General features: G+C 41.5%; 25 protein-coding genes. 12 read left to right on the top strand and 13 right to left on the bottom strand.

Features of this window, described 5'->3' with window-relative positions; all coding sequences use genetic code 11:
- Nucleotide 1: 1 nt before the first annotated feature.
- The 4 genes from hemH to htpG form a co-directional block, all read right to left on the bottom strand.
- The gene (gene hemH, locus F0227_RS16070) at nucleotides 2-952 is read right to left on the bottom strand and encodes a ferrochelatase (RefSeq protein ID WP_171754260.1); all 951 of its coding nucleotides are present in this window, start codon (nucleotides 950-952) and stop codon (nucleotides 2-4) included.
- 135 nt (nucleotides 953-1,087) lie between these two features.
- Nucleotides 1,088-2,608 (bottom strand): phospholipase D family protein, encoded by a 1,521-nt coding sequence (locus tag F0227_RS16065; RefSeq protein WP_253822121.1) that lies wholly within the window; start codon nucleotides 2,606-2,608, stop codon nucleotides 1,088-1,090.
- Nucleotides 2,609-2,911: 303 nt separating this feature from the next.
- A complete protein-coding gene (gene adk, locus F0227_RS16060) occupies nucleotides 2,912-3,556 on the bottom strand; it encodes an adenylate kinase (RefSeq protein WP_171754258.1) in 645 nt (214 codons plus the stop codon).
- A gap of 273 nt (nucleotides 3,557-3,829) precedes the next feature.
- The gene (htpG, locus tag F0227_RS16055) at nucleotides 3,830-5,734 is read right to left on the bottom strand and encodes a molecular chaperone HtpG (RefSeq protein WP_171754257.1); all 1,905 of its coding nucleotides are present in this window, start codon (nucleotides 5,732-5,734) and stop codon (nucleotides 3,830-3,832) included.
- A gap of 274 nt (nucleotides 5,735-6,008) precedes the next feature.
- Between htpG and F0227_RS16050 the strand changes: the two genes are divergently transcribed.
- Together F0227_RS16050 and F0227_RS16045 are read left to right on the top strand one after the other, a co-directional pair.
- Nucleotides 6,009-6,905 carry a transcriptional regulator gene (locus tag F0227_RS16050; protein ID WP_171754256.1) on the top strand — a complete coding sequence of 299 codons (897 nt, stop codon included), beginning with the start codon at nucleotides 6,009-6,011 and terminating at the stop codon, nucleotides 6,903-6,905.
- 11 nt (nucleotides 6,906-6,916) lie between these two features.
- Nucleotides 6,917-7,435 (top strand): regulatory protein ToxS, encoded by a 519-nt coding sequence (locus tag F0227_RS16045; protein ID WP_171754255.1) that lies wholly within the window; start codon nucleotides 6,917-6,919, stop codon nucleotides 7,433-7,435.
- A gap of 74 nt (nucleotides 7,436-7,509) precedes the next feature.
- On the opposite strand, the gene yfcE is transcribed toward F0227_RS16045, so the two are convergent.
- The 5 genes from yfcE to F0227_RS16020 form a co-directional block, all read right to left on the bottom strand.
- Nucleotides 7,510-8,055: a phosphodiesterase gene (gene yfcE / locus F0227_RS16040; protein ID WP_171754254.1), complete on the bottom strand. Its 546-nt coding sequence runs from the start codon at nucleotides 8,053-8,055 to the stop codon at nucleotides 7,510-7,512.
- A 99-nt stretch (nucleotides 8,056-8,154) separates the two neighbouring features.
- Complete coding sequence (locus F0227_RS16035; RefSeq protein WP_171754253.1) at nucleotides 8,155-8,565, bottom strand: CBS domain-containing protein; 411 nt, start codon at nucleotides 8,563-8,565, stop codon at nucleotides 8,155-8,157.
- Nucleotides 8,562-8,912, bottom strand: a complete 351-nt coding sequence (locus F0227_RS16030) for a P-II family nitrogen regulator (protein WP_171754252.1) — start codon at nucleotides 8,910-8,912, stop codon at nucleotides 8,562-8,564. Before F0227_RS16030 ends, F0227_RS16035 begins: the two co-directional genes overlap by 4 nt.
- Nucleotides 8,902-9,696 (bottom strand): DUF1538 domain-containing protein, encoded by a 795-nt coding sequence (locus F0227_RS16025; RefSeq protein WP_171754251.1) that lies wholly within the window; start codon nucleotides 9,694-9,696, stop codon nucleotides 8,902-8,904. The genes F0227_RS16030 and F0227_RS16025 overlap by 11 nt, the downstream gene beginning before the upstream one ends.
- Nucleotides 9,693-10,427 (bottom strand): DUF1538 domain-containing protein, encoded by a 735-nt coding sequence (locus tag F0227_RS16020; protein WP_171754250.1) that lies wholly within the window; start codon nucleotides 10,425-10,427, stop codon nucleotides 9,693-9,695. The genes F0227_RS16025 and F0227_RS16020 overlap by 4 nt, the downstream gene beginning before the upstream one ends.
- 267 nt (nucleotides 10,428-10,694) lie before the next feature.
- Between F0227_RS16020 and F0227_RS16015 the strand changes: the two genes are divergently transcribed.
- The 5 genes from F0227_RS16015 to F0227_RS15995 all read left to right on the top strand — a co-directional run bounded on the left by F0227_RS16015 (nucleotide 10,695) and on the right by F0227_RS15995 (nucleotide 15,535).
- Entirely contained in the window at nucleotides 10,695-11,612 is a 918-nt protein-coding gene (locus F0227_RS16015; protein WP_171754249.1) for a TIGR01777 family oxidoreductase, read from the top strand.
- Between the two features lie 164 nt (nucleotides 11,613-11,776).
- Entirely contained in the window at nucleotides 11,777-12,607 is an 831-nt protein-coding gene (locus F0227_RS16010) for an SDR family oxidoreductase (protein ID WP_171754248.1), read from the top strand.
- 519 nt (nucleotides 12,608-13,126) lie between these two features.
- Nucleotides 13,127-13,981 carry a co-chaperone YbbN gene (locus F0227_RS16005; RefSeq protein ID WP_171754247.1) on the top strand — a complete coding sequence of 285 codons (855 nt, stop codon included), beginning with the start codon at nucleotides 13,127-13,129 and terminating at the stop codon, nucleotides 13,979-13,981.
- Between the two features lie 169 nt (nucleotides 13,982-14,150).
- Nucleotides 14,151-15,080: an SPFH domain-containing protein gene (locus tag F0227_RS16000; RefSeq protein WP_171754246.1), complete on the top strand. Its 930-nt coding sequence runs from the start codon at nucleotides 14,151-14,153 to the stop codon at nucleotides 15,078-15,080.
- Entirely contained in the window at nucleotides 15,077-15,535 is a 459-nt protein-coding gene (locus F0227_RS15995; RefSeq protein ID WP_171754245.1) for an NfeD family protein, read from the top strand. The genes F0227_RS16000 and F0227_RS15995 overlap by 4 nt, the downstream gene beginning before the upstream one ends.
- Nucleotides 15,536-15,594: 59 nt before the next feature.
- Here F0227_RS15995 and cueR read toward each other — a convergent pair whose 3' ends face one another.
- The 3 genes from cueR to zipA all read right to left on the bottom strand — a co-directional run bounded on the left by cueR (nucleotide 15,595) and on the right by zipA (nucleotide 19,102).
- Complete coding sequence (gene cueR / locus F0227_RS15990; protein WP_171754244.1) at nucleotides 15,595-15,990, bottom strand: Cu(I)-responsive transcriptional regulator; 396 nt, start codon at nucleotides 15,988-15,990, stop codon at nucleotides 15,595-15,597.
- A gap of 83 nt (nucleotides 15,991-16,073) precedes the next feature.
- Complete coding sequence (ligA, locus tag F0227_RS15985) at nucleotides 16,074-18,086, bottom strand: NAD-dependent DNA ligase LigA (protein WP_171754243.1); 2,013 nt, start codon at nucleotides 18,084-18,086, stop codon at nucleotides 16,074-16,076.
- Between the two features lie 56 nt (nucleotides 18,087-18,142).
- On the bottom strand, nucleotides 18,143-19,102 hold the full coding sequence (zipA, locus tag F0227_RS15980; protein ID WP_171754242.1) for a cell division protein ZipA: 960 nt from the start codon (nucleotides 19,100-19,102) through the stop codon (nucleotides 18,143-18,145).
- 288 nt (nucleotides 19,103-19,390) lie between these two features.
- On the opposite strand from zipA, the gene cysZ reads away from it, so the two are divergent.
- The 5 genes from cysZ to crr all read left to right on the top strand — a co-directional run bounded on the left by cysZ (nucleotide 19,391) and on the right by crr (nucleotide 24,233).
- On the top strand, nucleotides 19,391-20,119 hold the full coding sequence (cysZ, locus tag F0227_RS15975; protein ID WP_171754241.1) for a sulfate transporter CysZ: 729 nt from the start codon (nucleotides 19,391-19,393) through the stop codon (nucleotides 20,117-20,119).
- Between the two features lie 168 nt (nucleotides 20,120-20,287).
- Entirely contained in the window at nucleotides 20,288-21,256 is a 969-nt protein-coding gene (cysK, locus tag F0227_RS15970; RefSeq protein ID WP_171754240.1) for a cysteine synthase A, read from the top strand.
- Between the two features lie 299 nt (nucleotides 21,257-21,555).
- Nucleotides 21,556-21,813, top strand: coding sequence for an HPr family phosphocarrier protein (locus F0227_RS15965; protein ID WP_171754239.1), 258 nt, complete (start codon nucleotides 21,556-21,558; stop codon nucleotides 21,811-21,813).
- Between the two features lie 144 nt (nucleotides 21,814-21,957).
- Complete coding sequence (ptsI, locus tag F0227_RS15960; protein WP_171754238.1) at nucleotides 21,958-23,685, top strand: phosphoenolpyruvate-protein phosphotransferase PtsI; 1,728 nt, start codon at nucleotides 21,958-21,960, stop codon at nucleotides 23,683-23,685.
- 38 nt (nucleotides 23,686-23,723) lie between these two features.
- A complete protein-coding gene (gene crr / locus F0227_RS15955; protein WP_171754237.1) occupies nucleotides 23,724-24,233 on the top strand; it encodes a PTS glucose transporter subunit IIA in 510 nt (169 codons plus the stop codon).
- A gap of 226 nt (nucleotides 24,234-24,459) precedes the next feature.
- Here the strand turns inward: crr and F0227_RS15950 are convergent.
- A partial coding sequence (locus F0227_RS15950; protein WP_253822041.1) for a flagellin occupies nucleotides 24,460-24,591 on the bottom strand: 132 nt, incomplete at its 5' end.

Here is a 24,591-nt window from a genome sequence, read left to right as displayed (position 1 = left end):
ACTAACGCAACTCTACAAACAGTTGCTCCATCATGCTTATATGAGCATCATCATCATTTAAACAAGGGATGTAATGATAATTCTCTCCACCCGCTTCAATAAAAATCTCTTTACACTCTTGGGCTATCTCTTCCAACGTTTCTAAGCAATCGGATGAAAATGCCGGCGTCATGATATCGACTCTTTTAGTGCCATTTCCGGCCAACTTTTGTAACGTTTTGTCAGTATAGGGTTTCAGCCACTCTTCTTTACCAAAACGAGATTGATAACTCATTCCCATCTGCTGCTCTGTTAAACCAAGCTCAGCCGCAAGAAGTTCCGTTGTCCGTTGACAATGTAGCGGGTAAATATCCCCATTATCAGCAAAACGCTGCGGTATACCATGAAATGAACACAACAGGTAATCCCCTTGCCCATTTTGTTGCCAATACTCTTTTACTTTACCGGCAAGGGCCTTAATGTAGAGTGGATGATCATGGTAGTTATTGACCAAACAACATTCAGGTCGCACTGCGAGTTGCTTCACCGCTCTCTCTAATGCATCTTCAACAGCGCCTGTGGTCGTTCCTGAATATTGAGGGTACAGAGGAATCACCGTGATCTTTTCTACCCCTTGCTCCACAAGTTGAGTCAGACCCGAAAGCAAACTTGGCGTGCCATAAGTCATTCCTAGCGCAACTGGAACATCTACCAAATCCGTCAGTTTCTTAGCTTGTCTTTGGCTGTACACGAGTAGCGGAGAGCCACCTTCGAACCAGATACTTTGATAAAGTTTGGCCACCTTGGGAGCGCGCACTGGCAAAATGACACCATGTAATAATGGACACCAGATCCAGCGAGACATATCTACTACCCGATGGTCGTGTAAAAACTCACTAAGAAACGCTTTAACTGCTTTCGCACTTGGTTGCTCTGGTGTCCCCAAATTAACCAGCAAAATTCCATCTTTCATATTACTTGAACGCCATTATCAATGTTATTAACCTCTACTGAGACTGCTTAGCTTAATCTTTCTAAAAACCGCTGACAAAATAATTGTTTAGTTACTGTTATTACAGTTACAAATATTGAAGTTACTTGGTTAAATTTATAGCTGTTCTTCTATAGGAAGTATTCCGCTAAACCATGCCCCAAACCTTCGCCATAGACTCGCATCCGGCTCACTAGAGAGTATTTCATCGGCGGCATTATCAATCCAAACAATATCACCATCTTTAACGGCGACTTTGTAAGCCATTGTCGTTATCTCATGCATCAGTTCGCGATAAACTTGCTGCGCATATTCAGGTTGCTCAATGATGATACCCATCTCAGTATTCAAATGAACAGAACGAGGATCTAAGTTCATAGAGCCAACAAAAATCTTCTTTTTATCTATAATGATGGCTTTGGTATGTAGGCTTGAGCGACGACTTCCTGTCAAACTCCAATTTTTTTTCAACTCAGCATTTGGTTTCATTTCCCAAAGTTGCACGCCACCTTCCACCAGATCTTTGCGGTACTTTGCGTACCAGCCATGAACAGCAAAAACATCATTAGACGCTAACGAATTGGTAATAACGGTCACCTCGAACCCCTGTTTTACCGCATCAACCAGTTCTTGAGTACCTCGCTCCGTTGGTACGAAGTAAGGAGAGATGAACACTAGAGAGGTCTCAACCTGTTCTAACACTGAGCCTAAGCTATCGATTAATGTACTCTGTTTACTTTCAGGTTTATTGGGAAGGTCATATAAAAGCTCACTCTCTCCCCAATAGAGTGGCAACGTTCCACTAACCAGATCGGTGTAAAATGGCAGCTTTGTAAAATCGTAAATATCTTCAGAGAAGGTAGATTCTAGCCCTTGTTGCTCGATCCAAGTGTCAACGTCAACACTGGTGTAATGTTGTTGATTATCAGAAACCCATTCAACAGGAATGCTGTAGTCACTGTTCCAATATAGGTCAAACTGGCGATTAACTTCCGGTACAGATTTACCCACCATGAGTAAATCAAGATCAGCAAACTCAACATCAGAATTGATAGAATAATATTCATTGCCGACATTTCGCCCACCAATAATGGTCACTACGCCATCGACACTCAATGATTTATTGTGCATTCGATGATTTAGTCGGTCGAAATCACTCATCATAGCAACCCCTCGGGCCGATCTTAAATGGTGAGGATTAAACAGTCGCACTTCAATATTTGGATGGCTACTATAACGTACGAGAGCACTGTCATCATACTTCTGCATATCATCCAAAAGCAGTCTGACTCTGACACCTCTCTCGGCGGCTTCAAACAATCGCCAGCCAATCAAGTTGCCCGCATCATCATCGCGAAAAATATAGTATTGCGCATCAATACTGTACTGAGCACTGCCAATAATAGCGAGTCGGGCAAGTAAAGCATCATGCCCCTTTTCTAATGGATAAAAACCCGTTTCTGCTGCTGATGAATGAGTGGCAATCTCTTGAGAAAAGTAATGTTCTAAACGAGTAGGCTGAGCATTGGTGATAGTGAACGATGGCGATTTTTCATAACGTGCAGGATCAATATTCGATGAGACACAACCTGTTAGAGCGGCAACGAGAAGAGTAGCGAATAGATTCTTGATAGACAAAAAATTGAACATAGTTAATGGGTTACTCTAGTGTGTATTCTTTGAAAATACGAAGAGAAGTTTGCAATACTCGCTCGCTAATAGTGACTTATCCTCAATGTTAGTCGTTATTTCTCATACTTGCTAATCTAAGGCGAATAAATCCTTCAAAGAGCCTAGAGTCTGCTGTTACCTGACGTTCTATGGCCAATTAAACAAAAAATCTGCCTCAGAAGTCATCTGAAACAGATTTTTAAATAACCAACAAGTGTTCAGAAATTTAAATAAACGATACCGCTCATTCAATCACTGAAGCAAGTAAGATTAAGACAACGCTTTTTCTAACTCAGCGCTAACTTCAGCAACTTTCTTTGTTCCATCAAACTTAAGGTACTTACCGTTACCTTGCTCTGCTTCCTTACCATAGTATGAGATAAGTGGTGCAGTTTGATCATGGTACACACCTAAACGCGCACGTACGGTCTCTTCTTTGTCATCATCGCGAACAACAAGTGCTTCACCAGTGATGTCATCTTTACCTTCTTCTTTCGGCGGATTGAAAGTAACGTGGTAAGTACGACCAGAAGGAAGGTGTGCACGACGGCCAGCCATACGTTCTACAATAACGCTATCAGCGACGTCAATTTCAATAACGTAATCTACCGCAACACCCATCTCTTTAAGACCATCAGCTTGTGGAATAGTGCGAGGGAAACCATCTAATAAGAAGCCTTTCTCACAATCATCTTCAGCAATTCGCTCTTTGATCAAGCCTAGGATAATGTCATCAGAGACAAGTTGCCCAGCGTCGATTACTGACTTAGCTTTTTTACCTAACTCAGTTCCGGCTTTGATAGCAGCGCGAAGCATGTCACCAGTAGAAATTTGCGGAATACCGTATTTTTCCATGATAAATTGAGCTTGCGTTCCTTTACCTGCACCTGGAGCACCCAGAAGAATGATGCGCATGATATGTCCTCTTAATTATTTGTTTATACCAAAGCTCACTGAATAGTCGGACTTCTGACTGAATACGGTAAGTTTAGGTATAAGATTAGTTTAATTATTTAAATAAATTTTATACTCACACTTCGGGTTGCGAGTTTATCATATTTTTTTGGCTTTATGTGTAGATTAAGACTAAAGAAGCACCAATCATCAAGCTAAAACCAATAAACTTAAATTTACCTAAATTTATTGCATTTTATCGACAATATGGTGCTTTTTCGTGACTTTTCTCTATTAAACCTTAGTCAAAAGAGAGTTGATTGCGCCAAGGAACTGACTAGGATCTTCCATTGCTCCACGCTCAGCAAGCATCGCTTGACCAAGTAACAGCTCAACCCAACGGCCAAACGCTTCTTCATCAGCTTCATCTGCCATACGCTTAACTAACTCGTGCTCTGGGTTGATTTCAAAGATGTACTTCACTTCAGGAACATCTTGGCCAGCCGCTTCTAACAGCTTCGCCATTTGCGTACCCATTTCGAAATCGTCAGTAACCACAACAGCAGGAGTATTGGCTAGTTTAAAGGTAGTACGAACTTCTTTTACTCGTTCACCTAGGTAGGTTTTAGTTCGCTCAACAACAGACTTAAACTCTTCTTCCGTCTCTTTCTGTTTCTCTTTATCTGACTCATCTTCAAACTTGCTAAGATCCAGACCAGCTTTAGTTATAGACTGGAACTGCTTACCATCAAATTCTGTCAGGTAGTTCATTAGCCACTCATCCATACGATCGTACATCAGAATGACCTCGATACCTTTGGCTTTAAATTGCTCTAAGTGAGGGCTATTTTTTGCAGCGGCATAACTGTCTGCGGTCAAATAGAAGATTTTATCTTGCTCTTCCTTCATACGCTCAACGTATGACGCTAAAGATGTTGTCTGCTCAGAGCTATCCACTTCTGTTGAAGCAAAGCGCATCAAACCAGCAATCTTTTCTTTGTTAGCAAAATCTTCAGCAGGACCTTCTTTTAATACCTGACCGAACTCTTTCCAGAATGACAGGTATTTTTCATCATCATTTTTAGCGAGTTTTTCAAGCATAGTAAGTACACGCTTACTACAAGCATTACGTAATGACTGTGTTACTTTATTATCTTGAAGAATTTCACGAGAAACGTTCAATGGCAGGTCATTTGAATCAATTAATCCGCGTACAAATCGTAGATAGGTCGGCATGAACTGCTCAGCGTCATCCATAATAAATACACGTTGAACATACAGTTTCAAGCCGCTTTTATGGTCACGATTCATCATATCCCATGGTGCTTTAGCTGGGATATACAGCAAACTTGTGTAGTCGTTTTTACCTTCTACGCGGTTATGACTCCACAATAGTGGATCAGCAAAATCATGAGATACGTGTTTGTAAAACTCGTGATATTCCTCTGTAGAGATATCTGATTTATTACGAGTCCAAAGCGCTTGAGCTTTGTTGATCTGCTCCCACTTGCCTTCTTCTTTCTCGTTTCCTTCTTCATCTTTCTCTTTTGTCCAGATAGAGACCGGAATACCAATATGATCAGAGTACTTACTAATTACATCACGCAAACGCCACTCAGAAAGGAACTCTTCCCCTTCATCACGCATATGAAGAATGATATCTGTACCACGAGACTCTTTGCTGATGGATTCAATGGTGTACTCACCTTCACCAGATGAGTGCCACTGTACCGCCTCTTCAGCGCTTGTTCCTGCTGCACGAGTACGAACAGTTACTGCATCGGCAACAATAAACGCCGAATAGAATCCAACACCAAATTGACCAATTAACTGAGAGTCTTTGCTTTGATCATCAGAGAGTTTAGAGAAAAACTCCGCAGTACCCGACTTGGCAATCGTGCCAAGATGCTCGATAACATCTTCTCGGCTCATGCCAATACCATTGTCAGAGACTGTCAATGTCTTCGCGTCTGCATCAAAGGTCAGCTTAACGCCTAAATCAGCGTCGCCTTGGTATAGTTCTGCATTTGATAATGCTTGAAAACGTAACTTATCAGACGCGTCAGATGCGTTTGAGATAAGTTCACGAAGGAAGATTTCTTTGTTTGAGTAAAGTGAGTGGATCATCAAATGAAGCAGTTGTTTAACTTCAGATTGAAAACCACGAGTTTCTTTATTAGGTGTTGCTGTCTCGCTCATTTTAACTCCATGAGAATGTCGTTCTAAGCAGGGTTTCTCTGCTACTGTTTTGGGTGAGATAAATAACCTCTCTCTATGTGGCTATACATCGGGGTTGCGAATGTAAATTCAAGGTCAAGATTTATAAAAACAGTGTTTTTTTAGCTTTTTTTTGATTATCCTGCGTTATATTCTCTCAAACAATATAAAAACACATAAACTATTATCTAGGTAACTAGTTTCATTTAATCTCGTTTTCAGTTACGACTAATACAAAAAAGGCAGCTAAAATCAAATGAGTAGCATAGGTACTAAGTTTGTAATCGCACAACGTTATATATTTAACCCTAATAACAACTCACTGGTTGATCAGAAGGAAAATAATAACGTGACTCGGCTAGGCAGTAATGAAAGCCGTATACTGCTTATGTTGTCAGAACGTCCTAATCAGGTTATTTCTCGAGATGAACTTCATGAGTTTGTATGGCGAGATCAAGGCTTTCAAGTGGATGATTCCAGCTTAACACAAGCAATTTCTACCTTGCGTAAACTTCTAAATGACTCCACTAAAGCTCCTCAGTACGTAAAAACGGTTCCCAAGCGCGGGTATCAATTTATTGCCAGTGTAGAACGAAGTGTCCCTCTCTCTTCTGGAGAGGAGAATGTTAATGACACCGAGACGTCAGATAACAGTCAGACAGAAAAGCCTCATGTAGGCGACCATAAAAACGACACAACCCAAGACAGTTCTCTGCTGGAAAAACCGAGTTCGCAAGTTGAAAGCCATCCTACGGCACAAATTGAAGATAAAAGACCGCCTGTCAATGTGGCAAAGAACCCGAAAAGTAAGATGCCCATAATGATCCTACTTGTTGCCTTGATGCTACCAATAACGATGCTATTGGCGCTTGATCCTAGTCCGTCCAGCTTCAGGCTCGTTGAAACAGTAAAAGGGATTCCAGTGAAGACAACTGAGAATCACCCTCCTCTTGATGATTGGCAACCTCTAATTCATGACTGCGTTCAAGCTTACATTAGCAGTAATAAAGCAAAGCCGGTCGAAGTTATTGCCACAACTGGCCCAAGAAGTAACTTCATTCTCAATTATGTATATAGTGAAGAACATTCAATTGAAAATGAAACTATTCAGCTCGTTGCTAACCAAAAAGAGATTGCTAAATTATGCCAATAAAAGGAACCGCCGTGATAAGTCAAAAAGTAGCGCTATTTATTCTGGCTATTTCTGTTGCTGTATCTAGCTGGATTTACTGGAAGTCCGACGTAAAAATTGAGCAAGTGCTGGTTTCCAAAGAGTGGCAATCCAGTACCAGCGCTTACTTATCACCTAAATCCAGTCAAACTGTCGTCAACGACCGTCGTCTACTGCGAAAAATAAGCGCTAAAAGTAGCGTGAAATATTTGCCTAATGGTACTTACTTAAGAGAATCTATCATTGAAATATTTGGCGATGACAACGACATCAGCTCTGAACTGAGTGTGTCAGAAATGGGGCAATGGGAGATAAGTGCTGACTATCTGTTAATTAGTCCAACTGAATTTAAAGATATGGCAACCAACAAAAGTATTGGTGCAGAAGTGGACCTAATTAAACAGCTCTTTATAATGGATGCTCAACAGAGCCGTCGTATCGATATTATAAATAATAAGGCCATTTTGTTAACCAGCCTAAATCATGGCTCACGGATTTTATGGTCAAACTAGAAATCAATAAAACAAGGTGAGAATTAGCCATATTCTCACCTTTAATCCGCTTGTTTCAGCTAGTGCCCATAATTTTATAAAGTCAGCGCTGAAAGTATCTCACCTTCAAAGCTTAAAACCTCAAATTTACCCTTGCTATATAAGCCATAGCTTGGCACAAAACCACCTTTTGGAAAGGTGACAGAGCCTGGATTGAAGAATATAAAGTCGTTGATGCGCTCGGCGCAAGGCAAGTGGCTATGACCGTGAGCAATAATATCCCCATTCGCTAATGGTGGAACATTATCTTTATTGTACTTATGCCCATGAGTTAAAAAGATTCGGCGACCATTTTCTACCAATACCCAAGCATTACTTTCCATCATAGGGAAAGCCAACAGCATTTGATCCACTTCACTGTCACAGTTACCGCGTACAGCCATTATCTTGTTGCTATATTGATTCAGTAATTCCGCAACTTTTGCTGGCTGATAACCTTCTGGAATAGGGTTTCTAGGGCCGTGATTTAAAATGTCTCCTAGCAGCAACAGCTGGTCGGCATCACTCTTTACAAACTTCTCTATGGTCTTTTCTGTAGCAGGTAAGCTTCCGTGCAAATCGGACGCAAAAAACAGTTTCATACTATCTCTCTTTTTTCGCTTTTCCGAATTGTATACCTAACCTCTGTGTAAGCACCAGCTCAGCACAGCTACGACAATAAAGAAAACCGCAAATAGAGGCTACATATCTTGCTCTAACGCCATACCGTTAACCACGATATTGTTATAACTCACCATGCCAATTATTTTTCCATTTTCAACAACCGGGGCTCGGCTGACACCAAAGCGCTCAAATAACCTAGCACAGTACTTAACATTCATATCAGGGCTAACAGACAGAGCGGGTTTCGTCATAATCTCGTAGATATTTGTTCGATCACTAGAACGGTTTTGAGCAAGCACTTTTTTGGCAATATCGTTCATTAAAACAATGCCATACTCATCATCGTCATTACGCTTATTAACCACTAAAGCTTTTACCACATGCTCTTTGGCTAGCTTAATGCCTTCACGTACCGTTGTTAACCCATCCACCATCACATAAGAGTTAGCCATAACATCACGAACTCTAATTAATTTATGCTGGTTCATAGTTCTTCCTCTACCACTTTGGTCAATGTTTCTACTTGATGCGCAACACCAACAGCATCTTCAATATCAATTTGAATCGCAATACCTTGTCCAGGCTGATCTTCAAATTCACCTACATCATTAATTTTTTCTAAAATTTGTCGGGTTAAATGCTCTTCCACCACAAACAATAATACGTCCCGCTGAACTTCTAGAGTTAACCCGAAGAACGTTGTTTTCTGGTTTAGCCCTTCACCTCTGGCATTATTGATGACTGTAGCACCAGTAGCGCCGGCAGAGCGTGCGGCATTTAATACAGCATCTGTCTTTGTGTCTTCTACAAAGGCTATGATTAATTTAAAGCGCATCCTCACTCTCCTTCGAGTTTGATTTTGAATTTATCCATTGAGTTATCTGGGCATAAGCCATCACTGAAATAATGGGAAACAGACTAGCAAATGCAATTAAACCAAAGCCATCTATCATTGGATTCCGCCCCGGAACCGTAGACGCGAGTCCTAAACCCAGTGCCGTTACCAGTGGCACTGTCACCGTTGACGTGGTTACCCCACCAGAGTCATACGCCAGTGGAATGATCATTTTAGGTGCAAAATAGGTCTGTATAACCACCACAATGTACCCAAAAATAATGTAATAGTGTATCGGATCTCCCACCACAATTCGGTAACTACCTAATGAAATCCCAACCGCGACACCAAGCGCAACCGCAATTCTCAAGCCATTAACACTGATTGCCCCACCCGATACCTGATTAGCTTTTATTGCCACCGCAATAAGGGAAGGTTCAGCAATGGTGGTGCTAAACCCAATCGTGAAGGCAAAAATATAAACCCAATAATAATCAATCCAAGTGAGAGATTCTGTGAGGCTATCTTTAAAAGAGTAGAGAAATTCAGGTGCAGTTAACTGTTCAGCCATGGTTTCCCCTAATGGGAAAAGCGCGAGATCTAAACCAAGTAAAAAGAGCGACAAGCCTAGAATGACATAGAAAAAACCAAGTAGAACCTTACCTAAATTAGCGACAGGTTTTCTCAATATAGCAATTTGAAAGCCAAAAATAATCGTCGCAATGGGTACCACATCGGTTACTGTAGATAAGAAGGTATCAACAAAATGCTCAATACTAATCATGCCAATACCATCCCATAAATCATCACAAACATCATAGGTAGCAAAGAAGCAAACGCTATCAAACCAAAGCCATCCAACATAGGATTTCGGCCTTTTATGACCGACGCTAAGCCAACCCCGAGGGCGGTAACTAAGGGCACGGTGATAGTGGAAGTGGTCACCCCGCCGGAGTCATAAGCAATGCCAATAATGTTTTCTGGCGCAAAGCCGGTTAATACCACGACACCAATATAACCAGAGATGATCATGATATGAATAGGCCAGCCTTTTATAATACGTACCACCCCAAGAACAATAGCAATACCCACAGACAAGGCCACCGTTAGTCGCAGGCCATTCGCGTAGTCATCCATTTCCGCTTCCGTTGCAGGTATCATTCCTCCTTCCGCTGCGACTTCGGCTGCCTCCGCAGCAACTGCGGTGAGCGCAGGTTCCGCAATGGTAGTGCCAAACCCTAAACAAAATGCAAATATTACTAGCCAAAAGACACTGCCTTTATGGGCAAACGCTCTGGCCATAGATTCACCGATAGGAAATAACCCCATCTCTAAACCAAAGATAAAAAAAGTCAGCCCTAGCACCACCAACAGTAGGCCAAATAAAATAGGAAGGATGTTTGGAAGTGGCTCTTGAAGTACCACTAATTGAAAAAAACCGATAACAAAAACGATAGGCAGCAGATCACGCAAACTTCCTAGCATGGCCTTGAACAACGCAACCACCGCTTTCATATATATCTCCCTTAACTAAAATCCCTTTCTTCTATAACTATATGAAATACCTTCTTTAAAGACATGGCTTTTTTACAAAAATGAGAGATTTACCGTTTTTTCTTAACATATCAAGGCTAATGGTTAGAGATCGCTCTTTGGCAGAAGAAAAACCTATCAAACAAAATGATCATCCACCATTATCGAGTTTTGACATTATCCCAATAGTTACTCAAACTACTCACTACCTTGCAAAGTTTATCAATAGAGTCAACGACAGGAGGTTGTATGCAAATTCTGCTAACCGGAGGAACCGGTTTTATTGGCAGTGAGCTAGTAAAATATTTAGCCACCCATCAGATAGTTCTGCTCACTAGAAATATAGAACACGCTAAAACAAAACTGTATCACGCTGATTTAAGAAACATTACCTACATAGACTCTCTCGATAACTATCAAGACTTTAACCAGTTTGACGCCATTATTAACTTAGCTGGTGAACCAATTGCAGGCAAACGCTGGGGAAAAAAGCAAAAAAAAATCATCTGTCAAAGCCGCTGGCAAGTTACCGAGAAATTAGTGGAGTTGGTCCATGCCAGTACTGAACCTCCAGAAGTATTTATTAGCGGCTCAGCCGTCGGTTATTACGGTGATCAACAACAACACCCTTTTGATGAATCATTACATGTTTACCATGAAGGTTTTACCCATCATGTCTGCTCATCATGGGAAGCAATTGCCAACAAAGCGGAGTCTGAACAGACCCGCGTATGCATATTGAGAACAGGTCTAGTACTTGGTCAGCAAGGAGGAGCACTTAAAATGATGGCGCCTTCATTTAAATTAGGCTTTGGCTCTACCCTAGGAAACGGCCAACAATATATGCCATGGATTCACATACAAGATATGGTTAGAGCTATCGTCTATTTACTAGAGACAAAACATGCAAAAGGCTGTTTCAATTTTAATGCCCCTCACCCAGTGACCAACAAACACTTTAGTAAAACATTGGCCAATTCCCTTCACCGTCCACTCTTTTTATCGACACCTAAATGGCTATTGAATGCCATTATGGGCGAGTCCAGTTGCTTGCTATTTGACAGCATACGCTCCAAACCAAAACGGTTAACCGAGCTGGGATTTAGATTCAACTACTCACGTATTGAACCTGCTCTGGGAAATATATTTAACCTCAAGTCAGAATAGGTAAGAAAAACCTTTATTTTCAATTGGTAAGGTATATATTGCTTATTATGGCCAGTTAAGGGAAAAGCAGAGCGAAATCAAATGATGCTGCTTTCAAAGCCTTGGTTATGAACCATTACACTCATGCAATACAGGCATCTTGAGGTTATTTAGGTAAACAGATTATGACGTCTAAAACGATACTTATTACTGGTTGTTCCACTGGCATCGGTTATACCTGTGCTCATGCTCTGCAGAGCAAAGGCTACAATGTCATTGCATCATGCCGCACTCTCAAAGATGTGAAGCGATTACAAAATGAAGGGTTAACCTGTATTCAGCTCGATTTAGCCTGCAGTAGAAGTATCTCTGACGCTGTCGATAAAACGATGACTCTATGTGATGGAAAGCTATACGCACTATTTAACAATGGTGCCTATGGTCAAGCTGGCGCCTTAGAAGATCTCCCGACTAAAGCTTTAAGAGAACAGTTCGAAAGCAACTTCTTTGGCTGGCATCAGTTGGTGTGTGAAATATTACCTTACATGCGGATACAAAAAGAGGGGCGAATCATCCAAAACAGTTCTGTACTGGGATTCGCGGCAATGAAATACAGAGGTGCATACAACGCGTCTAAATTTGCACTTGAAGGCTGGACGGATACTCTTCGATTAGAGCTTCATGATACTAATATCAAAATTTCCCTTATCCAGCCGGGGCCGATAGAAACCCAATTCCGCGCCAATGCCCTGAAAAAATTTAATCAATGGATCACCATCGAAGGAAGCCCTCATCAAAATCAGTATCAGCAGCAAATTACTCGCTTAGCAAAAGAGAGTTCTAACAACCAATTTGTGCTGCCAGCTGACGCCATTGTTGCACCACTGCTCGATGCTTTAGAGTCAAAAAATCCCAAAATACGCTACCCAGTGACCACCCCAACCAAACTTTTTGCCATTTTACGCCGTATACTGCCAACACGTTGGCTCGATGCAATTTTACGCAAAGCTGCGTAAAACTTTATGCCATGAATTAGCACGGTAAAGATTATTTATCGTTCATCCTATTTGAGGCAGCTCTGTTTATAAGCTTCAGCTCAATATGAATAACTCTAAACTCGCTTATTCTTCCGGGCTGAGGTTTATTACACATTGTCATAAAATCGTCATACATTGTATATACAATTACAAAACTATCATTAGCGTAGTGTTTTTTAGTATTTTTGGCGAGCGGAAGATCACATGACATTAAATCAACTTAACTGGATTGGCGTAGGCTTAGCGCTATTATTTATCTTATCTCTATAATCATAGTTGCAAGCCAAAGCCCCTCAACCTCCACGACTTACCTCTAATAAATCACACCTCATAACGCTGTTATTGTGTCAAACCTTGATTCTTGGCCTATTCACCCATATCTATACTTACGTAATCTCAAGAAGCTTGTTCAACGAGAATTTATTGGCTTCTGATCAAGACACTGATTTGAAGGTCACTTGAGTATAATAAAAAACCAATTTAGTTAAGGATTAAACAATGCAGTCTGAGCTTATTGTGGAGCTAAATGAACAAAACTTCCGTCAAACGTTAGAGCAGTCCGTCCAGAAACCAGTATTAATTCATTTTTGGGCACCTATGAGTCCAGAAAGTGCAGAGATTATTCCTCAGCTACAAAACCTAACCCAGCAATACAAAGGTGCTTTTACCCTAGCGCTTCTAAACTGTGAACAGCAACAAGCCATTGCTGGGCAATTTGGTGTTCAAGCTCTGCCTACCATCGCTCTATTTGTTAATGGTCAACCCGTTGATGGCCTTGGTGGACCTCAATCTATTGAAGCAATCACTGCAATGTTGTCAAAACACTTGCCAAGTCAAGATGAGTTAGCCGTACAAGAAGCACAAGAGCTGATTCAAGCAGGTCAACATAAAGAAGCACTCGATATATTGGCGGCATTGCCTGACGAGCTAAAAGGTAAAGGCGACATCAAACTGTTCATGAGTGACTGTTTATTAGCGACGCAACAATTCGAACAAGCGAAAGAGATACTGCAACATATACCGTTAGAGTATCAAGACAACTATTACAAAAGTCTTATCGCTAAACTGGACCTTCATGAACAAGCAGCTGATAGCCCGGAAATTCAGGCACTAGAGGCACGATTACAAAAAAATGTACACGACGTTGCTACCGCATTGGAACTAGCGCTTCAATACCATCAAGTGAATCGTAGCGAAGAAGCACTTCGCTTGATATGGGCTTACTTAAGCAAAGATCTAAATGCCTTAGATGGTGAAGTCAAAAAGTCCTTTATGGATATTCTTTCTGCTTTGGGCCAAGGTAACCCGGTCGCATCTAAATTTCGTCGACAACTGTACTCCCTTCTCTACTAAGCAAAACTGTAGTACCGATCGAAAATTTTATAGTGGGCGGCTATCTGCTCACTAATTCTCTGCCTATAATAGCCAATAACATATCCTACTTAACTTCAGACTCAAAAGCTGTCACTCTCTATAGAACTACCTATTCGCGTATTTTTAACGATTATTACAAGGACACAGTATGGCTATCGACATTCTAATTACTATTGGTATTTTAATATTTGTTGTGGTGGCATTTATTGCCGCTGGTGTAAAAACAGTTCCGCAAGGTAACAACTGGACAATCGAACGCTTCGGTCGATACACCCACACATTAAAGCCAGGTTTAAATCTAATTATTCCTTTTATTGATAGAGTCGGCTCCAAGATCAGTATGATGGAGCGAGTGTTAGATATTCCGGCACAAGAAGTGATTTCTAAAGATAATGCTAACGTCACCATTGATGCGGTCTGTTTTGTGCAGGTTGTTGATGCCGCGAAAGCCGCCTATGAAGTGAATGATCTTGAACACGCTATTCGCAACCTAACCTTAACCAACATTCGTACTGTATTAGGCTCTATGGAGCTAGATGAGATGCTCAGTCAACGTGACATGATAAATATAAAGCTCCTATCTATTGTGGACGAAGCGACTAATCCTTGGGGAGTTAAGGTCACCCGTATCGAAATTAAAGATGTACAACCACCCGCAGATTTAACCGCAGCAATGAACGCTCAAATGAAAGCAGAGCGTAATAAACGTGCAGATGTTCTTGAAGCTGAAGGGGTTAGACAAGCAGAAATCCTCAAGGCAGAAGGACATAAGCAGTCTGAAATCCTTAGAGCCGAAGGTGAAAAGCAAGCGGCAATATTACAAGCAGAAGCGCGTGAACGTGCAGCAGAAGCCGAAGCAAAAGCGACAGAAATGGTGTCTAATGCCATTGCTCAAGGTGATATGCAAGCGGTAAACTACTTTATCGCCCAAGGCTATACCGACGCAATTAAGTCTATTGGTCAGGCTGAAAATGGTAAAATTATTATGCTGCCACTAGAAGCCACCGGACTGATGGGATCAGTCGCTGGAATTGCCGAAATGTTTAAGCAAAGCTCAGATAAAAAGGATAACTCTTGATTGAATTATTAGAACAAGTAAATCATTGGCACTGGATAGCCTTTGGTCTAATTCTACTGCTTGGTGAACTGCTTGGTACCGCAGGTTATTTCTTATGGCTAGGTATCTCAGCCATACTGGTTGGTCTATTGGTGATGGCGTTACCTTTAAGCTGGCAGATGCAATGGGTATCATTTGCCTCCTTTTCTCTTGTTTCTACCTGGGGTTGGTGGCGCTATCAATTTAGCAAGGACAAGAGTTCAGATAATCAGCGAACGCTAAACCAGAAACAGCATCAACTCATTGGTCAAACTACTCGTTTAGATGAAGCCGTATTGCGGGGAAACTGCCGCATTCGGTTAGGTGATACAACATGGTCAGCCAGATGCCACCAAGATATTCCCGCGGGTACAATGGTGGTCATCACTGCTGTTGATGGCATTATTGTTACGATTGAGCCAGAAAGCACAAATTAACCACCGTTCTACAAAAACTCTTTAATGAGAGAGGCACAAAGTCGTTATTTGTGCCTCTTTTATTTCTGTTCAGAGACAAGAGCATCAATGATTGGACAATCGGCATTATCATTGCCAGGACAGGTATCAACCCATTGCTCCAACTGCTGCTTAATCTCTGTTAATTCAGCCAGTTTTTTATTCACTTCGACTAGCTTTTGCTGCGCCTTTCGCTTCACCTCGGCACTGGTTCTCATTGGGTTGTTGGCTAAGCCAACCAGAGCTTTGCACTCATCCAAAGTAAAACCAACGCGTTTTGCTCTTGCGATAATAAGCAGTTCCTCAATATGCTTCTCAGTATAAGTACGATAACCATTGCTTGACCTTAACGGAGAAGAAATAAGCCCCTTATCTTCATAAAGACGAATAGATTTCGCTGACAGTTGAGTCAAAGCGGAGACTTGGCTTATATTCATAGTCGTATTTACCTCCAACCGAATAAAAATAAAGCACCTAGTCAGGTGCTTTACTCAATATACTAAAAACTGCTCTCTTTTTGCTAATTAATTAAGTCCACCAGATCCTGCTCATTTCTAATCTCTATGCCTAATTCCTGCGCCTTCGCCAGCTTTGACCCTGCTGCTTCTCCGGCAAAAAGAATGTCTGTTTTTTTAGAAACACTGCCCGTTACTTTAGCACCCAATGCTTGTAACGCTGCTTTAGCATCATTACGGTTTAGCTGAGATAAGCTTCCCGTTAATACCACCACTTTACCCGCTAAAGGTTGCGGTGCATCCTCTGCCAGCGTCGCGACTTCCGGCCAATGAACCCCTTTTTCCAATAGTTGTTCAATAACCGTTCTATTAGTCGACTGTTCAAAGAAGTGAACAATATGATTTGCCACAATTTCTCCCACATCACTCACCTTAAGCAAGGCGTCATGAGATGCCGACTGCACCGCGGGTAACGATTTAAAATGCATGGCTAAGTTAAGCGCAGTCGCCTCACCCACCTCACGAATACCGAGGGAGTACAAAAACTTGGCCAGTGTTGTTTGCTTTGATTTCTCCAGCGCATCAACCACATTCTGTGCCGACTTAGGCCCCATTCTCTCCAGCACTGTTAACACTCCAGCGGATAATGAAAACAGATCTGCCGGGGTTTCTACCATTTCACGATCAACAAGCTGTTCTATTACTTTGTCACCCAACCCATCAACATCCAGTGCCTTTCTAGAGACAAAGTGCTTCAATGCCTCTTTACGCTGTGCTTGGCATACCAAGCCTCCTGTACACCTTGCCACTGCCTCTCCGGTAATTCGTTCGACACTAGATTGACATACCGGGCACTGTTCAGGAAAAACAATCTCTTCGGCCTCTTCAGGACGTCTCTCGTTAACAACAGAGACGATCTGAGGAATAACGTCACCAGCACGGCGAATAATCACAGTGTCACCAATCATTACCCCCAATCGCGCTATCTCGTCGGCGTTATGTAAGGTTGCATTGCTTACCGTTACCCCACCAACAAATACCGGTTCCAACTTCGCGACAGGAGTGATCGCACCGGTACGACCAACTTGGAACTCAACATCATTTAATTTGGTTAGCTCTTCTTGAGCTGGAAATTTATAAGCAATAGCCCAACGAGGTGCTCTGGCAACAAAACCTAACTGCTGTTGAAGAGCGATATCATCCACTTTTATCACTACACCATCAATTTCGTACTGCAACTGCTCTCTACGCTGCATAATGTCTTGATAGTACTCCTTCACTTGTTCAAGGCTCTCAAGGCGACGCGTTTCACCACACATAGGAAGCCCCCAACCTTTAAGCTGGACAAAACGTTGATAATGGCTGCTATCTAACTCTCCTCCCTGCACAATGCCAACACTGTAAGCATAAAAATCTAAAGGACGCTTAGCGGTAATTTTAGAATCTAATTGGCGTAAACTTCCTGCCGCGGCATTACGAGGGTTTACAAATACTTTCTCGCCCTTTTTTAATGCCTGTTCATTGAGAGCGTCGAAACCTGCCGATGGCATAAACACTTCGCCACGCACTTCAATTCTCGTCGGCCATCCAGTACCTTGCAGCTTTAGTGGAATCGATTTTATGGTTCTCACATTTTCAGTGATATTTTCACCTGTGGTTCCATCGCCGCGTGTCGCAGCCTGAACAAGTACTCCATCAACATAAAGTAAACTTACGGCTAAACCATCTAATTTAGGCTCACAGCAATACGCCATGACCTTTTGTCCCAACAGCCTGTCGTGAATTCTTTTCTCAAACGAATCCAGATCATCATCACTGAATGCGTTATCAAGAGAGAGCATTGGCAGTTCGTGAGTGACCTGACTAAAGCCATCAAGAGGAACGCCACCGACTCGTTGACTTGGAGAATCAACAGAGATGAGCTGCGGATGTTGCGCTTCAATGCTCAACAACTCTTTCATCAATCGGTCGTATTCTGCATCCGGAATAGTAGGATTATCTTCTACGTAATATTTAACGCCATGTTCATGTAGAGTTTGCTTAAGTTGCTCGAGTCTTTTTTCTATCGGCTGAGACATAATGGTTGTTACTTCCTAATCATTAAAAAAGGGCTCCGATGGGAACCCTTTAGAATTTAACTATTGTGGGCATTTTTATTAGCATCAAAATCTCTAACTTGGCTACGATATGTCGCGAGCCTATCAGGCGTTAATAGATTTCGTTGGTCATCCAATACATTAGCACCGAGATCGTCGGCAATTTGCTGAGCCGTTTTTAGCATCAGTTTGAAGTTTTGATCCGCTTCACCAAAGCACGGCAAAGTCATAAAGAATGAGATCCCTTTAGTGGTAAAGGTGGCAGGATCGTCGTGCTGAAGCGTACCCGGTTGCATCATATTTGCAACGCTAAACAGCACTTTTCCATTACCCGACAAATCCGCATGGCGATGATATATATCCATCTCACCATAAATCAAACCATTTTGCTGCATGCTGTCGAATAATTTACTGCCGACAAATGGCGCTTCTCCAGAACAATGAACATGCAATACAATAACTTGCATTTCTGGCTCTGCTTCTACTTCATCTTCTACTTGAACATCACTCTCAGAGCCCGTGACTTCTTCTTCACCATTATCAGCGGTTAATGTCACTTTTGGCGTTGGAGTCAAAGATACCTTCCGAGGTTTAGAAATAAACTCTACATCACCATCCGAGAATATAATGTCATCTTCCTTGATAGCGTCATCAACATCTCCAAGCGTCACCGAAGGTAATGGAGCATCATCTTCAAAGTGAGTCTTCTTGGTAGAAAGCGGCTCTATAACATCTGATTCAATACTGGCCGACAAAGGATCAAGCGGGTCATGTTCAAATGACCTTTCAACACCAAACGCAGAATCTTTACTGGTTTTCTTAATCACTACAAAATCATCATTCGCTGTTAAGCTATTTTCCGTCATATCATCGTCTTTAAGCGACTCAGCTGAAAACTTACTGCTTTTCTCTTTCTTACTGGTCCATAAACCATGAAATAACAGTGCCGCAATGGCTAACGCCCCAACAACAATGAGTACTAATCGCAATTCCTGCATTCTTCACTCTCGACTTAACATGGTGATATTGCTACACCAGTTTTATAAATAATGGGTTATTGTGGATACTTTACCAAAAGTCAGCAAAGTTTTTGAACTAATTAATTAAAGATGTTGCTACTAGCTTGTGACAATTACCACGGTTTTTCTCTTTTTCTTTGGATTTACAAAGCATTTATACTCAAGTAACCTCAAAATGCACCTTAAAGTCACTTGAGTATTCTCACTTCTTGTGACCGATAGCTGTCTATATAGATAGAAAAAATTAATTTCATAAGAGAGTTTACTATGACGCAATCTGGCTTTGGCTACTTCTTTCAAGGATTTAAATTAGCGACGACGCCTGGAATACGTCGATTTGTTCTTTTTCCTCTATTAGCCAATATTGTTCTGGTAGGCAGCGCGCTGTTTTATCTTTTCTCCAATATGAATGAGTGGATTACCAACTGGATGAGTTATGTTCCAACTTGGTTAGATTGGCTCTCATACCTCATTTGGCCAATTGTAACCATTACCATACTAGGCACCTTTTCCTACTTTTTTAGCACCATTGCTAACTTTATTGCTGCACCGTTTAACGGCCTGCTAGCGGAAAAGGTAGAAGAAAAACTGTGTGGCAAACCAGACTCAAACCAAAATCTCCTCAGCGTACTAAAAGACACACCAAGAATTTTGCTAAGGGAATTACAAAAAATTAAATATTTTCTTCCCAAGGCCATTGGCCTGTTTCTGCTGTTACTCATTCCCGCATTAGGCCAAACAGTCGCGCCTATACTTTGGTTTATTTTTTCGGCATGGGTATTAGCCATACAGTACTGCGACTATCCTTTTGATAATCATAAAGTACCCTTTCAATCCATGCGAAATGATTTAAAACAAAATCAGAGTAAAGCATACGGGTTTGGTATGTTGGTTGCCTTCTTTACCGCGATCCCGATTATAAATCTATTTATTATGCCGGTCGCTGTATGCGGCGCGACCGCGATGTGGGTAGGCGAGTTTAAAGACAAACATTAATAGAAGTCGGGGTATCAAAACAGTCCGTTTGATACCCCAATCTTAATGACCTGTAATCACTTGTTAGTGATACAAATTAATATCATATAACTTTTTCATCTTTCTCATTTTTTCAAAGCAGCATATTCTTCTAAACATATCCCGTGTAATGAATGAAGGAACATAGTCATGAGTAAAATATTCGAAGATAACACCCTAACGATTGGTCAAACTCCTCTCGTTCGTTTAAATCGCGTTAGCAATGGCAACGTATTGGCCAAAATTGAGTCTCGTAACCCGAGCTTTAGTGTAAAAGACCGTATCGGTGCCAATATGGTTTGGGAAGCGGAAAAATCAGGCAAACTAAAAGCCGGTGTAGAAATAGTTGAACCAACAAGTGGTAATACTGGTATTGCACTCGCGTTTGTTGCTGCTGCTCGCGGTTACAAACTAACACTAACCATGCCTGAGTCGATGAGCCTTGAGCGCCGTAAGTTACTTAAAGCCCTTGGCGCAAACCTAGAGCTAACTGAAGCTGCAAAAGGCATGAAAGGAGCCATTGCAAAAGCAGAAGAAATTGTTGCTAGCAATCCTGAAAAATACCTATTACTTCAGCAATTTAATAACCCTGCTAACCCTGCTGTTCACGAACAGACAACGGGACCTGAGATCTGGGATGCGACCGATGGCGAAGTCGATGTCATTATTGCCGGCGTCGGTACAGGCGGAACAATCACGGGGACCAGCCGATTCATTAAAGGAGAAAAAGGCAAAGCCATTACTTCTGTAGCGGTTGAACCTGCTGAGTCTCCGGTTATTGCACAAGTACTGGCTGGTGATGACATTCAACCTGCTCCACACAAAATTCAAGGCATCGGTGCTGGCTTCATTCCTGAGAACCTTGATCTTGAATTACTAGACCGAGTTGAGTCTGTTACTTCAGATGAAGCCATCGAAATGGCGCGTCGATTAATGGAAGAAGAAGGCATTTTAGCCGGAATTTCCTCTGGAGCAGCGGTTGTGGCGGCAAATCGTATTGCTGAGTTGCCCGAGTTCAAAGGTAAAACAATTGTTACAATTTTACCTAGTTCAGGTGAGCGATATCTAAGTACAGCACTATTCTCCGGCTTATTTACAGAAAAAGAGAATCAGCAATAATTCTTTAACATTAATGTGTTCAAATCAAAATTTGACCAAAAAAAGCCCCATTAAGGGGCTTTTTTTATTGATCCTTGCCCAGCCTTTGGTAATATCACCTTAGTTTTATTTCTAGCATCAAAATAAAACATATGAGCTAGTTTAGAATTCTGCCATTTGTTCATTCATGGGACGAGTGGTTAAAAATAAATCAGTCATGTTTGCTTGGTTAAAGCGGTAGGGAAACACCACCAAATAACCGTTGTTATTCAATACTGACTAAAATACATACAAAATATAAATCAATTGGGGTATATCACATGTATCAGAAGCAAGTAGAAATCACTGCAGAAAATGGTCTTCACACTCGTCCAGCAGCTCAGTTTGTTAAAGAAGCTAAGTCATTCGACGCAGACATCACTGTAACGTCAAATGGCAAAAGCGCTAGCGCTAAAAGCCTTTTCAAATTGCAAACGCTTGGCCTAGTTAAAGGCACAGTTGTTACTATTTCAGCAGAAGGCGCTCAAGCTCAAAAAGCTGTTGATCACTTAGTTGCTCTAATGGACACATTAGACTAAGTCATCAGAAATTAATTCACATAGGCCATTTTTCTCCTTGATTAAATGGCCTATGTTGGATATTTCGCACCATCTCAGCTAATACTTAGTTAGCAACCATCTCTTTTATTTCTCAGAAACACTTGACCAATTTAAGGTAAAGCTATGATTTCAGGCATTCTAGCATCTCCAGGTATTGCATTCGGCAAGGCACTACTACTTCAGGAAGATGAAATCGTCCTCAACACACATTCAATCTCAGACGACCAAATTGATACAGAAGTACAGCGATTTTACGACGCTCGTGATAAATCGGCTCGTCAACTGGAAGTCATTAAACAAAAAGCTCTTGAAACCTTTGGCGAAGAAAAAGAAGCCATTTTCGAAGGGCATATAATGTTGCTGGAAGACGAAGAGCTAGAAGAAGAGATTTTAGCCCTAGTCAAAAATGATAAAATGCATGTCGATAACGCAATTCATACCGTTATTGAAGAGCAAGCAACCGCATTAGAATCATTGGATGATGAATACTTAAAAGAACGCGCTACCGATATTCGTGATATTGGTACTCGTTTTGTAAAGAATGCTCTAGGAATCAACATTGTCTCTTTAAGCGATATTGACGAGGAAGTGATACTTGTTGCTTACGATTTAACGCCATCAGAAACAGCGCAAATCAACCTAGACTACGTTTTAGGCTTTGCATGTGATATTGGTGGACGTACGTCTCATACCTCGATTATGGCTCGTTCTTTGGAACTTCCCGCAATCGTTGGCACAAACGATATCACTAAACAAGTTAAGAACGGTGACACCATTATTCTTGACGCAATGAACAACAAAATCATTGTGTCACCAACAGATGCTCAATTGGCCGAAGCACAGCAAGTGCGCGATCAATTTATTGCAGATAAGTTAGAGCTCGCCAAATTAAAAGATTTACCGGCTATCACTCTTGATGAACATAGAGTGGAAGTGTGTGGCAATATTGGTACCGTTAAAGATTGTGACGGAATCTTGCGTAATGGTGGAGAAGGCGTTGGCCTTTATCGTACCGAGTTCCTATTTATGGACCGCACGTCACTACCAACTGAAGAAGAACAGTACCAAGCCTATAAAGAAGTTGCGGAAGCAATGAGTGGCGAAGCCGTTATCATCCGAACAATGGATATTGGTGGTGATAAAGACTTACCTTACTTAGATTTACCAAAAGAGATGAACCCATTCCTAGGATGGCGTGCGGTTCGCATTAGCTTAGATCGTCGTGAAATTTTACGTGACCAACTTCGTGGAATCTTACGTGCATCTGCCCATGGTAAGTTACGCATTATGTTCCCAATGATTATTTCAGTCGAAGAGATTCGCGAACTGAAAGGAGCAATTGAAGAGTATAAAGCTGAGTTACGTGCTGAAAACCTTGATTTTGATGAGGAAATTGAGATTGGTGTAATGGTAGAAACACCAGCAGCTGCGGCAATTGCACACCATCTAGCAAAAGAAGTTTCCTTCTTTAGTATTGGTACTAACGATTTAACCCAGTATACTCTAGCAGTTGACCGAGGAAATGAGCTGATTTCTCATCTGTACAACCCGTTATCACCTGCGGTACTAACCGTGATCAAGCAAGTGATAGATGCCTCTCACAAAGAAGGTAAATGGACTGGAATGTGTGGTGAGTTAGCAGGTGATGAACGTGCAACACTTCTTCTTCTAGGCATGGGCCTAGATGAGTTTAGTATGAGTGGCATTTCTATACCGAGTATTAAAAAGGTAATTAGGAACGCTAACTTCGCAGAAGTCAAAGTAATGGCGGATGAAGCCCTTGCAATGGCAACGGCTGCAGAAATTGAAGCTCATGTAGAAAAATTTATCGCAGAAAAATCAAACTGCTAATATAATTAACAGAATTATTAAATGTTTAGGAGCACGACATGGGTCTGTTTGACAAACTTAAGAAACTAGTATCAGACGACGGCGCTGACGCAGGGGCTATTGAAATTATCGCACCACTTTCCGGTGAGATTGTTAACATTGAAGATGTGCCAGATGTTGTCTTCGCAGAAAAAATCGTTGGTGACGGCATTGCGATCAAACCCTCTGGTGACAAAATGGTCGCTCCAGTTAACGGTACTATCGGCAAAATCTTTGAAACCAACCACGCTTTCTCTATCGAATCTGAAGATGGCGTAGAGTTGTTCGTTCACTTTGGTATCGACACTGTTGAGTTAAAAGGTGAAGGTTTCACTCGTATTGCTGAAGAAGGTCAAGCAGTAAAAGTAGGTGATACTGTTATTGAATTTGATCTTGCTTTCCTTCAAGAGAATGCAAAGTCAACGCTAACTCCTGTTGTTATCTCTAATATGGACGAAATCAAAGAGCTTAATAAGCTTGCTGGTTCTGTTACCGTTAGCGAAACTCCGGTACTACGCGTAACTAAATAACATTAGTTTAAGCTATATAAAAGCCCGCTAAGAGCACACTTAGCGGGCTTTTTCATATCTACACAGTCCGTTGCCTATCAAGTTCGTAATAATGGCTGCAATGTTTAATCACAGGCTGAATACGATAGCTATAGCAACATTACCGAGACAAAAAATAAAACCCCAACATCTCTGTCAGGGTTTATCATTCTCTTCGCGACTCTATCTAGCGAATAACCAAATTCAGTTAGCCTAGTAAGCTTAGTGCTGTATTGGGTGCTTGTTTTGCTTGAGCAAGTACAGAAGTAGATGCTTGTTGCAAAATTTGTGACTTAGTCATAGACGTTGTTTCTTTCGCAAAGTCAGTATCTTTGATTCG

Source organism: Vibrio sp. 99-8-1 (genome assembly GCF_013114595.1).
GTDB lineage: Bacteria > Pseudomonadota > Gammaproteobacteria > Enterobacterales > Vibrionaceae > Vibrio.
This window is presented reverse-complemented; position numbering and strand designations above follow the sequence as displayed.

Bases quoted from the DNA above. Each gene is read 5' to 3' on its own strand.
- F0227_RS16020 (WP_171754250.1), bottom strand. From the start codon at position 10,427: ATGAAAGCGGTGGTTGCGTTGTTCAAGGCCATGCTAGGAAGTTTGCGT.
- adk (WP_171754258.1), bottom strand. From the start codon at position 3,556: ATGCGCATCATTCTTCTGGGTGCTCCAGGTGCAGGTAAAGGAACGCAA.
- F0227_RS16000 (WP_171754246.1), top strand. From the start codon at position 14,151: ATGGCTATCGACATTCTAATTACTATTGGTATTTTAATATTTGTTGTG.
- cysK (WP_171754240.1), top strand. From the start codon at position 20,288: ATGAGTAAAATATTCGAAGATAACACCCTAACGATTGGTCAAACTCCT.
- F0227_RS16005 (WP_171754247.1), top strand. From the start codon at position 13,127: ATGCAGTCTGAGCTTATTGTGGAGCTAAATGAACAAAACTTCCGTCAA.
- F0227_RS16050 (WP_171754256.1), top strand. From the start codon at position 6,009: ATGAGTAGCATAGGTACTAAGTTTGTAATCGCACAACGTTATATATTT.
- cysZ (WP_171754241.1), top strand. From the start codon at position 19,391: ATGACGCAATCTGGCTTTGGCTACTTCTTTCAAGGATTTAAATTAGCG.
- F0227_RS16015 (WP_171754249.1), top strand. From the start codon at position 10,695: ATGCAAATTCTGCTAACCGGAGGAACCGGTTTTATTGGCAGTGAGCTA.
- crr (WP_171754237.1), top strand. From the start codon at position 23,724: ATGGGTCTGTTTGACAAACTTAAGAAACTAGTATCAGACGACGGCGCT.
- cueR (WP_171754244.1), bottom strand. From the start codon at position 15,990: ATGAATATAAGCCAAGTCTCCGCTTTGACTCAACTGTCAGCGAAATCT.
- yfcE (WP_171754254.1), bottom strand. From the start codon at position 8,055: ATGAAACTGTTTTTTGCGTCCGATTTGCACGGAAGCTTACCTGCTACA.
- F0227_RS16010 (WP_171754248.1), top strand. From the start codon at position 11,777: ATGACGTCTAAAACGATACTTATTACTGGTTGTTCCACTGGCATCGGT.
- F0227_RS15965 (WP_171754239.1), top strand. From the start codon at position 21,556: ATGTATCAGAAGCAAGTAGAAATCACTGCAGAAAATGGTCTTCACACT.
- ligA (WP_171754243.1), bottom strand. From the start codon at position 18,086: ATGTCTCAGCCGATAGAAAAAAGACTCGAGCAACTTAAGCAAACTCTA.
- F0227_RS16030 (WP_171754252.1), bottom strand. From the start codon at position 8,912: ATGCGCTTTAAATTAATCATAGCCTTTGTAGAAGACACAAAGACAGAT.
- hemH (WP_171754260.1), bottom strand. From the start codon at position 952: ATGAAAGATGGAATTTTGCTGGTTAATTTGGGGACACCAGAGCAACCA.
- F0227_RS16035 (WP_171754253.1), bottom strand. From the start codon at position 8,565: ATGAACCAGCATAAATTAATTAGAGTTCGTGATGTTATGGCTAACTCT.
- htpG (WP_171754257.1), bottom strand. From the start codon at position 5,734: ATGAGCGAGACAGCAACACCTAATAAAGAAACTCGTGGTTTTCAATCT.
- F0227_RS16025 (WP_171754251.1), bottom strand. From the start codon at position 9,696: ATGATTAGTATTGAGCATTTTGTTGATACCTTCTTATCTACAGTAACC.
- ptsI (WP_171754238.1), top strand. From the start codon at position 21,958: ATGATTTCAGGCATTCTAGCATCTCCAGGTATTGCATTCGGCAAGGCA.
- zipA (WP_171754242.1), bottom strand. From the start codon at position 19,102: ATGCAGGAATTGCGATTAGTACTCATTGTTGTTGGGGCGTTAGCCATT.